Annotated in this window: 12 protein-coding genes; 3 read left to right on the forward strand and 9 right to left on the reverse strand. The window is 72.8% G+C overall.

The features are described from left to right. The first annotated feature begins 106 nt into the window (after positions 1–106). Positions 107–670 (forward strand): hypothetical protein, encoded by a 564-nt coding sequence (locus tag F5972_RS05750; protein ID WP_150931798.1) that lies wholly within the window; start codon positions 107–109, stop codon positions 668–670. Here the strand turns inward: F5972_RS05750 and hemQ are convergent. Together hemQ and hemG are read right to left on the reverse strand one after the other, a co-directional pair. After that, the gene (hemQ, locus tag F5972_RS05755; protein ID WP_150931800.1) at positions 642–1,343 is read right to left on the reverse strand and encodes a hydrogen peroxide-dependent heme synthase; all 702 of its coding nucleotides are present in this window, start codon (positions 1,341–1,343) and stop codon (positions 642–644) included. The two genes, F5972_RS05750 and hemQ, sit on opposite strands and share 29 nt — an antisense overlap. 29 nt (positions 1,344–1,372) lie before the next feature. Then, on the reverse strand, positions 1,373–2,809 hold the full coding sequence (hemG, locus tag F5972_RS05760) for a protoporphyrinogen oxidase (RefSeq protein WP_225311198.1): 1,437 nt from the start codon (positions 2,807–2,809) through the stop codon (positions 1,373–1,375). 229 nt (positions 2,810–3,038) lie between these two features. On the opposite strand from hemG, the gene F5972_RS05765 reads away from it, so the two are divergent. Then, positions 3,039–4,229, forward strand: a complete 1,191-nt coding sequence (locus F5972_RS05765; protein WP_150931801.1) for an ROK family transcriptional regulator — start codon at positions 3,039–3,041, stop codon at positions 4,227–4,229. Between the two features lie 118 nt (positions 4,230–4,347). On the opposite strand, the gene F5972_RS05770 is transcribed toward F5972_RS05765, so the two are convergent. Genes F5972_RS05770 through F5972_RS05795 form a run of 7 tightly spaced genes read right to left on the reverse strand, consistent with a single transcriptional unit; the run spans position 4,348 to position 11,093 of the window. Then, positions 4,348–5,673 (reverse strand): alkaline phosphatase family protein, encoded by a 1,326-nt coding sequence (locus F5972_RS05770; RefSeq protein WP_150931803.1) that lies wholly within the window; start codon positions 5,671–5,673, stop codon positions 4,348–4,350. Next, positions 5,673–6,803 (reverse strand): metabolite traffic protein EboE, encoded by a 1,131-nt coding sequence (eboE, locus tag F5972_RS05775; RefSeq protein WP_150931805.1) that lies wholly within the window; start codon positions 6,801–6,803, stop codon positions 5,673–5,675. The genes F5972_RS05770 and eboE overlap by 1 nt, the downstream gene beginning before the upstream one ends. Before the next feature lie 2 nt (positions 6,804–6,805). Further along, positions 6,806–7,648 carry a TatD family hydrolase gene (locus F5972_RS05780; RefSeq protein ID WP_150931807.1) on the reverse strand — a complete coding sequence of 281 codons (843 nt, stop codon included), beginning with the start codon at positions 7,646–7,648 and terminating at the stop codon, positions 6,806–6,808. A gap of 5 nt (positions 7,649–7,653) precedes the next feature. Continuing rightward, entirely contained in the window at positions 7,654–8,157 is a 504-nt protein-coding gene (locus tag F5972_RS36940) for an EboA domain-containing protein (RefSeq protein WP_191909963.1), read from the reverse strand. Then, complete coding sequence (locus tag F5972_RS36945) at positions 8,123–8,989, reverse strand: sugar phosphate isomerase/epimerase family protein (protein ID WP_225311199.1); 867 nt, start codon at positions 8,987–8,989, stop codon at positions 8,123–8,125. Before F5972_RS36945 ends, F5972_RS36940 begins: the two co-directional genes overlap by 35 nt. Next, positions 8,986–9,855 carry an SCO3242 family prenyltransferase gene (locus F5972_RS05790; protein ID WP_150931809.1) on the reverse strand — a complete coding sequence of 290 codons (870 nt, stop codon included), beginning with the start codon at positions 9,853–9,855 and terminating at the stop codon, positions 8,986–8,988. Before F5972_RS05790 ends, F5972_RS36945 begins: the two co-directional genes overlap by 4 nt. Further along, positions 9,852–11,093, reverse strand: a complete 1,242-nt coding sequence (locus F5972_RS05795; RefSeq protein ID WP_150931811.1) for an inositol-3-phosphate synthase — start codon at positions 11,091–11,093, stop codon at positions 9,852–9,854. Before F5972_RS05795 ends, F5972_RS05790 begins: the two co-directional genes overlap by 4 nt. A gap of 395 nt (positions 11,094–11,488) precedes the next feature. Here F5972_RS05795 and F5972_RS05800 point away from each other — a divergent pair, with 395 nt between their 5' ends. Further along, complete coding sequence (locus tag F5972_RS05800) at positions 11,489–12,619, forward strand: sugar phosphate isomerase/epimerase family protein (RefSeq protein WP_150931813.1); 1,131 nt, start codon at positions 11,489–11,491, stop codon at positions 12,617–12,619. Positions 12,620–12,635: the final 16 nt, after the last annotated feature.

A 12,635-nucleotide genomic window follows, 5' to 3' on the forward strand; every position in this document is an offset into this window, starting at 1 on the left:
TCCGGGAGGCGTTCCCCCGCGGACGGGAACATCGGCTCCTCCGGCCGGGATCGGCACGGCCCGACCCTGGACGGGCAACGACACCGCCCTCCGGAGGAGAACAGTCATGGACGCCACCGCGTCGCCCCGCGCTTCCACCGCTCCCATACCCCTGGCTCCGGCCGTCGCCGCCGCGGCGGCGCTGACGCTCGGCGTGACGCAGATCCTGCACACGCAGACGGTGCCGTTCGCCTCCGCGGCGGACCACGTCATCGAGGGCGCGTACGCGCTCTACCTGGTGGCGGCGGTCGCGGCCGTCCTGGCCCTGCGCCGCGTCCACGGGCGGGCGCGGGGCTGGGGGCGGACCGGCGACGCCGGGGCGCTGCTGTACGGCCTCGGCCACGCGCTCGTCGCCGTCCCGGTGACGACCACATTCCTCCTCGGCCACGACGCGCCGGACCCGCTCGGGGTGCTGTTCGTGCCGGGGATCGCGCTGTGGATGGCCGGGCTGGTCCTGCTGGCGATCGCGTGCTTCCGCCACGGGACGGTGCCCCGTCCCGTGGCGGCCGTCCTGCCCGCGACGCTGCCGCTGACGATGGCGCTCGGCGCGGCGGGACCCCTGGTCGAAGCCCTGACCTGGGCCGTCCTGGGGGTGTCGATCGCTAGGGCAGCGCGGCGACGAGCTCGCTGACCGGCTTGCGGGTGCCGGTGTAGAAGGGGATCTCGATCCTGGTGTGCCGCCTCGCCTCGGCTCCCCGCAGGTGGCGCATCAGGTCGACGATGCGGTGCAGTTCGTCGGCTTCGAAGGCCAGCATCCACTCGTAGTCGTTGAGCGCGAAGCAGGCGACCGTGTTGGACCGCACGTCGGGATAGTCGCGGGCCATCTTCCCGTGCTCGGCGAGCATCTTGCGGCGCTCGGAGTCCTCCAGCAGGTACCACTCCAGGGACCGGACGAAGGGGTAGACGCAGACGAAGCCGCGGGGCTCCTCGTCGGCGAGGAAGGCCGGGACGTGGGACTTGTTGAACTCCGCGGGCCGGTGCAGGGCCATCGCCGACCAGACCGGCTCACTCGCGCGGCCGAGCGCCGTACGGCGGAAGCGGGTGTAGGTCTCCTGGAGGTCCTCCGGCGAGGGGGCGTGCCACCAGAACATGTAGTCGGCGTCGGCGCGGAACCCGGCCACGTCGTAGCAGCCGCGCGTCGTCACGTCCTTGCCCGCCGCCTGGGCGAGCAGCTCCTCGACCTCCTCGGCGACGCCCTCACGAGCGTCGGGGAGCCGGTCGCGCAGCCGGAAGACCGACCACATCGTGTAGCGGATGACCAGGTTGAGATCGCGTGCCTTGGGGCGCGGGGCGGGCTCCGTCATGGCTCCATTCTGCCCGTACGGCGAGGTGGTCAGGCCCCCGGGGCGGCCTGCGCCGCCCGCAGATGATCGAGCACGAGCCGGGCGGCCGTGCGCGCGGTGGCGACGCAGGCCGGGACGCCGACGCCCTCGTACGCCGCGCCGCACACGGCCAGGCCGGGCTGCCCGGCGATCGCGGCCCGCACGCGGGCCACCCGGTCGAGGTGGCCGACCTCGTACTGCGGGAGCGCGCCGCCCCATCGGGTCACCCGGGTGTCGACCGGCAGCCCGCGCACGCCCGTCACCTCGGCCATCTCGTTCACCGCCAGGGCCGTCAGCTCGGCGTCGTCGCGCTGGAGCACGGCCTCCTCCCCCAGCCGGCCGAGCGAACACCGGACGATCAACATGTCCGGGCCGGCCTCGGCGAGGTGGGGCCACTTGACGCTGCTGAACGTCGTCGCCTTGACCGGCCGCCCCTCCACCGGCGGGACCAGGTAACCGCTCCCGGCCGGCGGCTCGGGGAAGGCCGTCAGAGGATAGGCGAGGGTGACGATCGCCATCCCGGCGTACTCGATCGCGGCCAGTTCCGCCGCCGCCCCCGGCACCTCGCGCCGCAGCAGCCGGGAGGCGGGCCGCGCCGGTACGGCCAGGATGACGGCGTCGGCGTCGATCGTCTCCTCGTCGCGGGTGGGGCCGGTGACGAGCCGCCAGCCGTCCGGCGTGCGGAGGAGGTCGCGTACGGTGACGCCGGTCCGGATCTGCGCGCCGGACTCCTTGGCCACGGCGGCCGGCAACGCGCCCATGCCGCTCCTGAGCGTCGTGAAGACCGGCCCGGCGTCCGCCGGGGCCTCGGCGACCATGCTCCTCGCCGCCTGCAGCAGGGACCGCTCGGTGCGGGCGGCGGCGGCGACACGCGGCATGGTCGCGTCGAGCGACAGCGACTCGGCCCGCCCGGCGTAGACGCCGCCGAGCAGCGGCTCGACCAGCCGCTCGACGACCTCGCCGCCCATCCGGGCCCGCACGTACGCCGCGACGGAGACGTCCCCGGTCACGAGCGTGGGCGGCAGGAACTGGTCGAGCGGCACGCGGGCGAGCCCGGCGGGCGACAGGATGCCCGAGCGGGCGAGCGCGACCACGTCGGCGGGCACGCCCATGACCTGCTGCCTGGGCAGCGGGCGCAAGGATCCCCGCGACAGGACCGCCGCCCGGGTCGTGCCCGGGGCGGCCAGGTCGTCGCCGAGACCGGCGAGCCGGGCCATTTCCACGCCCTCGGGCCGCCGTGCCAGCATCGACTCGGCGCCGGCGTCGACCTCCACTCCGGCGACGGACGAGGAGTGCAGCTTGCCGCCGATCCTCGGCGCGGCCTCCAGCACGGTGATCCGCAGCCCCGCCTCGGCCCGGTTCAGGTGCAGCGCCGCGGCCAGGCCCGCGATGCCGGCGCCCACGACGACCACATGACGTCCCGTCGTCTCTCCCATCGTCCTGCCCATGGGGAAAAGCTACCGGTCCGTACGCCCGGAGCCCGCACCGGCATGGCCGCCACCTGGGCAAGATTCAATAGAAACTTTTCACATACGAGGCTAAAAGTCAGGCAGTCCTGTAATAAAGTTGAGAGGGCCAGAGCAGAAGTAGAGTCAGTTACCGGATGTAACCGATTTCCTCGACACCGAAGTTTCCCGGCCCGAAGTTTCCCCGACCCCGAAGAGCGGCGTGAAGCGAATGACGGTTCGCCCCGAGAATCCGCACCAGGCCCGGCTCCTGCGCCTCCTGCGTCAGGACGGCGCGCGTTCGCGCGCCGAGCTCGGCGAGGTGGTCCGTCTTTCCGCGTCGAAGCTCGCCCTCGAACTCGACCGGCTCACCCAGCTGGGCCTCGTGGAGTCCGGAGGCCTCGCGGCGTCCCGGGGAGGGCGGCGCTCGGGCATCGTCCGCCTCGCCTCCGATCTGCGCTTCGTCGGCGTCGACATCGGCGCCACCTCCATCGACGTGGGCGTGACCAACGGCGAGCTGGAGGTGCTCGGCCACCTGTCGAAGCCGGCCGACGTGCGGGAGGGCCCCGAGGCGGTGCTCGACCAGACGATGGAGCTCGTCGGCAAGCTGCTGACCGGCGAGACGGCCGACATGCACGGGGTGATCCACGGAATCGGCCTCGGCGTGCCCGGCCCGGTCAGCTTCCGCGACCGGACGCCGGTCTCGCCCCCGATCATGCCCGGCTGGGACCGCTTCCCCGTACGGGAGTCGCTGACCCGGGAGTTCGGCTGCCCGGTGCTGGTGGACAACGACGTGAACATAATGGCGCTCGGCGAGCTGCACGCCGGTCTCGCGAGGTCCGTCGACGACTTCCTACTTGTCAAGATCGGTACGGGCATCGGCTGCGGCATCGTGGTCGACGGCGAGATCTACCGCGGGGTGACCGGCAGCGCGGGCGACATCGGCCACATCCGGGTGGACGAGGACGGTCCCCTGTGCACCTGCGGCAACACCGGCTGCCTGGAGGCGTACTTCGGCGGCGCGGCGCTGGCCCGCGACGCCCTGGCGGCCGCCCGCTCCGGCGAGTCCGCCTTCCTCGCCGACCGGCTCGCGCACGAGGGCGCGCTCACCGCAGAGGACGTGGGCGCGGCGGCCGGCTCGGGCGACGCCGCCGCCGTGCGGATGGTCCGCGAGGGCGGCCGGCACGTGGGGCTCGTGCTCGCCTCGCTGGTGAGCTTCTTCAACCCCGGCCTGGTGATCATCGGCGGCGGGGTGGCGGGCCTCGGCCACGCGTTGCTCGCGGAGGTCCGGAGCGTCGTCTACCAGCGCTCCCTGCCGCTGGCGACCGGCAACCTGCCCATCGTCTTGTCGGAGCTCGGCGGGACCGCCGGCATCGTCGGGGCGGCCCGCCTGATCAGCGACCACCTGTTCACGGCCGACTGAGCCTTCCCGACTGAGCCTTCCCGACGGCGCCTCCCGACGGCGAAGGCCGCCGCCCCGGCTCCGGGACGGCGGCCGTACCACCACAGTCACACCACCACAGTCACACCACAGGCGTCATTCAGCCCTTGAGCAGCTGCGTCAGCAGGCCCTTGAACTCCGTCGCGGCGTAGGACTCGCCCTCGAAGGGGCCCAGCAGCACCGGCCCGTCGGCCGCGGTGTCGGGCAGGCGGCCGTGGCTGCCCCGCACCGGCGCCGGGTCGAGGGGCACCACCGACATCATGTAGCGGAAGCCCAGCTTCTTGCGGGCCAGCGCCGCGCCGGCGCGGAGCTTCACGAACGGGTCCTCCGGGTCCATGAACAGCTCGGCCGGGTCGTATCCGGGCTTGCGGTGGATCTCCACGAGCTTCGCGAAGTCCGGCGCGCGGTCGTCGGACAGCCAGTAGTAGTACGTGAACCAGGCGTCCGGGTCGGCCACGGCGACGAGGTCGCCGGCCCGGTCGTGGTCGAGGCCGTACCTCGCCTTGCCCTCCTGGCCGAGGACCTCGTCCACACCGGGCAGCTCGGCCACGATGTCGCGGACGCGCGGCAGGTCGGCGGGATCACGCACGTAGAGGTGGGCGATCTGGTGGTCGGACACGGCGAAGGCCCGGGAGGCCCAGGGGTCGAGATACTCCATCCCGGCCTGGGTGTAGACCTCCAGCAGCCCGGCCCGGCGCAGCGCGCGGTTCACGTCCACCGGCCGGGACGCGTTGGTGATCCCGTACTCCGACACCACGACGAAGGTGGCGTCCTCGGCCAGCAGGGGCGCGAGGGCGGCGTCGACCTCACGGGCCGCCGCGACGGCCTGCGGCGCGTCCGGGCCGAACCGCTGCAGGTCGTAGTCGAGGTGCGGCACGTAGACCATCAGCAGGTCCGGCCGTTCCCGGGTGAGGATGCGGCGGGCCGCCGCGATGATCCACTTGGACGACGCGATGTTGGCGTTCGCCCCCCAGTAGGAGAAGAGCGGGAACTCCCCCAGCTCGGCCACGAGGTCGTCGTGCAGCGACGGCGGACGGGTGTAGCAGTCCTGGTCCTTCTTGCCGTCCGCGAAGTAGACGGGCCGGGGGGTGACGATGAAGTCGCTGGAGCCGCCCATGGCGTACCACCAGCAGACGTTGGCCGTGCGCATCCCGGGCACCGCGTCCCACAGCTGCTCGCTCTGGATCAGCCGGTTGTGCTGCCGCCACAGGAAGACCTCTCCGAGGTCGCGGAAGTACCAGCCGTTCGCGACGATGCCGTGGTCGCGCGGCATGGCCCCGGTGAGCAGGGTGGCCTGCATCGTGCAGGTCACCGCGGGCAGCACGGGCTTCAGGGTGGCCGCGGCCCCCACCTTGGCGACGTTCGGCATGTGCGCGAGCAGGCGCGGGGTCAGGCCGACGACGTTGACGACGACGACGGGCGCCATCAGATCTCCTTAAGTCCGAGGGCGGCGAGCCGCCGCCGGGTCCAGTCCAGCTCGGCGGCGATGCCCTCGGCGATGTCCACCGGTCCGGGCAGCACGCTCCAGGTGTAGGTCTCGACCTCGAGGTGCCGGGTGAGGGGGGCGGCGAGGTCCCCGTGCGGGGAGGCGGGCGTCACCAGCAGCCGCAGCAGGTCCTCCAGATAGGAGGAGGTGGTGGTGAGCGGCGCCGGGGGCGCGGCGTGCAGGGGCATGTGGAAGTGCGTCCGCCACGGCAGGTCCGTGGGAAGCTCCCCGGCCAGCGCCTCGGGCAGGTCGTCGGTGTAGCCCGCCGCGCACCGCGTCTGGTGGAGGTAACGCTCCTCCACGTACGCCGCCAGCGCCTGCTGGCCGCCCGGCGGCGCCTCCACCGCCGACGAGACCTGGAGCTTGACGACCGGCAGCCCCAGGGCCGCCGCGTCGGCGGCCTCCTCCAGGCCGACGGCCAGATGGCAGGCGTCCAGGCAGACGCCGAGATAGTCGAGGTCGGCGCCGCCGAGCAGCGCCACCGCCTGCGGGGTGGTCTCCACGATGCACCCCGGCTCGGGCTCGAAGCCGACCCGGATCGTCTTGCCGGTGCGCTCCGCCAGGGCCCGCAGGCCCCGGGCGAGCACGGCCAGGTTGGCGTTGACGGCCGCGGCCTTGGCCGGCGTCCAGCCGGTGCGCCAGGCGAGGGGAAGCGTCGAGATCGAGCCCTCGGTCACGTCGTCCGGCAGCAGCGCGGTGAGGATCTCGGCCAGGTCGAGGGTGTAGGCGAGCCGTTCCGGCTCGGCCCAGTCGGGCCGGTAGACCCGGAGCTTCACGACCTCGTCGTGGAAGCCTCCGTACGGGAAGCCGTTGAGGGTGACGACCTCCAGCCCCTGCTCGTCCAGCCGGGCGCGGAGGCGGGCGAGCTCGGCGGGGTCGTCGCGCAGCGCCCGGGCGGCGCGCCGCGACAGCCACAGGCCGAGCCCGAGCCGCCCGGCGCCGGTCAGCGCGCGCACCCGGGCGGCGACCCCGGTGAGCTGCTCGTGGATCCCCGCGAGGTCCTCCGCGGGGTGGACGTTGGTGCAGTAGGCCAGGTGGACGACGGAACCGGCGGGATGACGCAGGCGCATGGTCAGCGCGTCCCGCGCAGGATCGTGTTGCCCTCGTAGTCGCCGCCGGACTCGACGTCGTCCAGGACCAGGCGCCCGCTCTGGCCGTAGAAGGCCACGGGGTTGCGCCACAGCACCTGGTCCACGTCGTCGTCGGTGAACCCGGCGGCCAGCATGGCCTCGCCGACCTCGCGGGTCTTCAGCACGTCGCTGCGCCCCCAGTCGGCGGCCGAGTTCACGATCATCCGCTCGGTGCCGTACTCCTTGAGGATCGCGACCATGCGGTCCGGGTCCATCTTGGTGTCGGGGTAGATCGAGAAGCCCATCCAGCAGCCGGCCTCGTGGACCATGCCGACGGTCAGCTCGTTGAGGTGGTCGACGAGCACCTTCCCCGGGTCGATCCCCTTGACCACGTCGAGCGTGCGGCGGGTCCCCGCGGCCTTGTCGCGGTGCGGCGTGTGCACGAGCACCGGCAGGCCGTGCTCCTCGGCCAGCGCGAGCTGGGCCTCGAAGACGCGCTCCTCCTCCTGCGTCATCGAGTCGTAGCCCGTCTCGCCGACCGCGACGACCCCGTCCTTCAGCAGGTAGCGGGACAGCTCGTCCAGCACCCCGAGGCAGCGCGGGTCGTTGGCCTCCTTGGGGTTGAGCGCGAGCGTGCAGTGGTGGCGGATGCCGTACTGCGCGGCCCGGTAGGGCTCCCAGCCCAGCAGCGCGTCGAAGTAGTCGAGGAAGCTCCCGACGTTGGTGCGCGGCTGGCCGAGCCAGAAGGCCGGCTCCACGATCGCCCGGACCCCGGCGGCGTACATGCGCTCGTAGTCGTCGGTCGTGCGGGACGTCATGTGGACGTGGGGATCGAAGATCCGCATCAGAATCAGAGCCTCTCGAGAACGTCGGGGGGAACGGGACGTCCGGCCGCGCGGCGCTCGGCGGCGAAGTCCGCGAGCATGCGCCGCAACTCCTCGTCGAAGCGTCGGTCGAGGCCCTCGACCGACGCGAGCGGAACGGACATGAAGACGCACTTGAGCACACCCTGCCGGAAGGCGTGGTCGTCCAGCCAGGCCGAGCCGTACGGGCCGAGCGCGGCGGCGACCAGCCGGGTGTCGTTGGTGCGCAGGGCGTCGTGCACGAGCGGCAGGGCGGCCGGGCCGAGGTCGAGGTCCGGGAGCGTCCGCAGGATGTCCAGCCGCTCGGCGGCGTCGCCCTGCCAGTAGAGCCTCGTCACGGCCTCCCCCGGCTCCGGCGTGGCCTTCGCGAGCGCTCTCAGCAGTTCGGCGCGGGCGCCGGGGCCGCCGTCCCGCGCGGCCCTCGGGAACAGCGCGTGGACGGTCTCCGGGTCGCGCTCAACGTCGGCTACGGCCCGCGCCAGCCAGGTCATGTGCCCTCCTCAGGAATTCGATCGACCTTCTCGCCACATCGGGCGCCGCGTGGCTGTGCCGGGCGAGCTCGACGGCCACGAGGCCGCCGAAGCCGTCGAGGGCGGCGAGCGCGGGCGGGAAGTCGATCTCGCCCTCGCCGAACTCGAGGTGTTCGTGCACGCCCCGCCGCATGTCCTCGATCTGCACGTGGACCAGATAGGGCTTCGCCCGCTCGACGCACTCGGGCACGTCGTACGGCTCCAGGCAGCGGCAGTGCCCGATGTCGAGGGTGAGGCCGAAGCGGGGGTGCCCGCCGAGCAGGACGCGCAGCCGTTCGTACCCGGCGAGGTCCTGCACCAGCATCCCCGGCTCCGGCTCGAACCCGAGCGTGACGCCCACCCGGTCCGCCTCGGCGAGCAGGCGCTCGCAGTGGCGGGCGAGCCGGTCCCAGGCCTCCGCCTCGGGCACCTCCGGCGGCCGGATGCCGCTCCAGAAGTGCACCACCGGGGCGCCGAGGTCGGCCGCGATCCGCATTGCGCGGCGGATCAGGTCCGCCCGCGCCTCCCCCTCGGCGTGCAGCAGCGTCGGGAAGTGCTTGCGCCGCGAGTCGAGCGTGTACCTGCCGCCGGTCTCGACCGCCAGGGCGAGGCCGAGCCGCCGCGCCAGCGCCGCGATCCGGTCCACCTCGGCGGGCGGCGCGTCCGGGGTGAGGTGCCCGTGGTCGAGGGTGATCGCCGCACCGGTGTAGCCGAGGCCTGCGAGGACGCGCAGCGCCTCGTCGAGCGGGTGGTCGCGGAAGCCGTTGGTGCAGTACGCCCAATTCACGGGGACGCTGTTCAGGGGGATGCTCACGACGTGGCCACCTTCGCCGACAGCCACCGGCCGGCGGGCAGCCCGGCGAGCAGCGCGGCCGCCTGGGCGAGCCTGCCCCGCCCGGCGACGGACGCCGCCTGCAGCGGGATCAGGCCGAGGATGCTCATCCGCACGGCCTGCCGCACGTGCTGGGGGTCGGGGTCGGTGCAGAGCGCCACCTGGGCGCGCCCGGCCGTGGCGAGATACCCGGCGATCAGCCCGGCGGCGCCGAGGCGTCCCGCGGCCCCGCCGCCGCTCTTGCCGCCGCTCTTTCCACCGAGGCAGGCGACGGCGGCCAGCGCGGCGGTCACGCCGGTGGCGGCCATCGCGCCGACGATCGTCGAAGGGTCGGCGCCGTCGACCTCGGCGGTGCCCAGCAGGGTGATCCCGTACGTGTGCGCGCCGACGGCCAGGGCCATCGGGGCCGCGGCCCGGGTGTCCGGGCCCGCGCCGAGCAGGACGTCGAACACGCGGCAGGCCGCCATCGCGGCCGGGCCCGCCGGCGTGTGCTTGAGCTTCAGGTCGTAGGCCCACACGGAGCCCGCGAGCAGGCCCGCGATCGCCAGCCCGCGCCGTCCGCCGAAGATCCCGGCGGCGGCCACCCCGGCGCCGGTCAGCGCGGCGGCGACCCCGAGCGCCCCCGCCGGGCTGATCCGGCCGGAGGGGATGGGCCGCTCCGGCCGCTCCACCGCGTCGAGGTCGCGGTCGGACCAGTCGTTCAGCGCCATGCCGGCCCAGTAGAGCAGCACCGACGCGGCGGCGAGGCCGGGCCGGGCGGCCCGCCCCGCCGCGGCCGCCCCCGCGAGCGTGTCGCCGGGGACGGAGAGCGCGGCGGGCGCGCGGACCAGCTCCAGCCAGGCCCTCACGGCCGGTCGCCCGTCGGTGTCTCGTCCTTCAGGGCCTCGTCCGTCACCATCTCACCCGCGAGCAGAGTCTCACCCGCGAGCAGCGTCTCACCCGCGAGCGGAGCCTCACCCGCGAGCGACCGGGCGAACTCGGCCAGCCGGGCGTACTGGGCGGGCAGGTCGTGCCCGGCGCCGCCCAGCGGGTCCTTGAAGAAGTAGCCGAGCTCGGGCAGCACGCCGCTGTGCCCGGCCTCCTGCGCCCGCGCGACGAGGCGGACGAGGTCGAGGACGAGCGGCGCGGCCAGCGTCGAGTCGCACCCCTGCCAGGTGAACTGCATGGTCATCCGCACGCCGAGGAACCCCTCGAACGTGATGTGGTCCCAGGCGGTCTTCCACTCCCCCAGGTCGGCCACGTAGTCGATGTGCGTCAGGCCCTCGACGTCCTCGCCCACGATCGCGGGGACGGCGCGCGCCTTGCTCGCCGACTTGCTCGCCCGGGCCGCGGGGTCGGCCAGCGTGGCGCCGTCGCCGCCGCCGAGGAGGTTGAGCCCCGACCACGAGCGGACCCGCAGCGCGCGGCCGGCGAACATCGGCGCGAGCGCGCTCTTGATCAGCGTCTCCCCGGTCTTGCCGTCGCGTCCCGCGTACGGAGCGCCGTTGCGCCGCGCCAGCTCGTCCAGGGCGGGCGGCGTCGGGCCGGCGGAGGGCGTGAACGCCACGTAGCCGCAGCCGGCCGAGAAGGCCGCGTAGGCGTAGAGGGAGCTGGGCGGCAGCGCGTCCGCCCCGGACTCCAGGGCCTCCTCCAGATCGGAGAGCCGGGCGTACGGCACCTCGGCCGGCGGCTCGGTGGAGGACACGTCCACGACGACCACGCGGGAGAGGCCATGGCGCTCGCGGAAGTCCGCGATGTCGCCGGCGAGGCGGCGCGCGGCCTCCGCCTGGGTCTCGACGCCGGGGACGTAGCCGTGCCGGATCTCGGCCTCGGCGGCGTCGATGTCCGCCGAGAGCAGAGTCGTCAGGGCGGGAGGAAGCACGCCCGCCTGGGCGAGCAGTTCGGCCCTCTTGCGCAGCGGCGTGCCGACCACGTCGTGGCCGCCGAACACCAGGTCGGCCAGGGGCGGGAAGTCGCCGGGGAAGCCGGCGGCCTCGATGACGCAACCCGTGGGCAGGGCGGCTCCCGCCCGTACCGCCGCCGCTCCGACCACTGCCGTGGTCGCGACGGACCCCCGGGCGCCGACCAGCCAGACACCGATGGGCACTGTAACTCTCCAGTCAACTCGGGTATGAAGGATGACCCCGGAACATTCGGATACTAAGTGGGACCTTTTGCCACGCACAAGCAAAAGTTTCCGGCTTGCTACACAAAGTTCATCTACCTGCGATGCAGCGGTGTGCGGAAGATCATCCGCCACCCCGGCAGCCCCTCCCGTCCCACACGAAATCCCTGGTCATCCGACTACTCTTCGACAGACTTTGTCCTGTGATGGAAGAAAGTTCAAAAGATCATGACGAAACTTCTTCCACGGTAGGTAAAAGAGGCGTAACTTGCTCGTCAAGTGCTCCGCACCCACCTGACCCCCGATCCGCCCCACCAGGAGCGACGCACAGGTCAAGGGGTCCAGGTGCTTCCACGCAGATGGAGTTAGTAAGACAGATGAGTGCGTACGAAGAAGAGATGGAGACAGCCGGCAACCTCGGACGCAAGCTGGGGCTCAACAGGCGCCAGTTCCTCGCGGCCACGACCGGCATGGCGGCCGTGGCCGCGGTCAGCGCGGCGGGCCCGATGAAGTCGGCCGCGCATGCCGCCAACGGCATCCTGGTCCCGCCGCCGCGGCGCGGCATCATCCTCTACACGGTCCGGGACGCGATCACCCGCGACCCGCTGACGAGCAACCTCGCGTCCGGCTTCAAGGCCGTCCTCAAGGAGCTCGGCCGGATCGGCTACGCGCAGGTGGAGTTCGCCGGCTACGCCCAGCACCGCAACGCCGAGGGCGGCGCCAGCCTGGAGAGCGTCGAGGGCGCCCGCCTGCTGCGCGGCTGGCTGGACGACAGCGGCCTGGTCGCCCAGGGCAACCACGGCTTCATCCCCGGCTCCTGGCCGCTGAACCAGGCCGACCTGGACCGCTTCAAGCTCCACCTGGAGATCGCCAACATCCTCGGCATGAAGCACGTCGGCACCGGCAGCGACCCGACGGGCAGCGCCTACAAGGCCGACTGGGACGTGGCCGCCGAGAAGTGGAACACCCTCGGCCAGATCGCCTCCGAGGCGGGCCTCAAGCTGTACACCCACAACCACGACGTGGCCTACAGCTTCCTGCTCGACAGCGGCCCGCTCGACGCGCAGGGCAGGCCCACCCGCTCCTCCGGCATCCGCCGCCTGGAGTACTTCCTCCAGAACACCGACCCGAAGCACGTGTGGCTGGAGATGGACATCTTCTGGGCCTACGTCGCGCAGTACAAGCACAAGACCTTCACCGCGCCCGACGGCTCGGCGCAGACGCAGATCTTCAACCCCCTCGGCGTCGTGCAGGCCCAGACCATGCGGTTCCCGCTGTTCCACGCCAAGGACGGCAAGATCAACACCGGTACCGCCAACGGCTACGACATGGTCCCGTTCGGCACCGGTGACATCGACTACAAGTCCTTCTTCTCCGAGATGGGCGCCAAGGGCTACCACAACCCGATGTACGAGCAGGACAACGCCCCCGGCGGCACCGCCAACCCGGGCCAGTCGCTGCAGTACGCGGCGCTCAGCTACAACAACATCTCCAAGCTCCGCGGCTGACATCTCAACAGCCGCC

The sequence above is a fragment of the Microbispora cellulosiformans genome (assembly GCF_008728085.1).
GTDB classification, from domain to species: domain Bacteria; phylum Actinomycetota; class Actinomycetes; order Streptosporangiales; family Streptosporangiaceae; genus Microbispora; species Microbispora amethystogenes.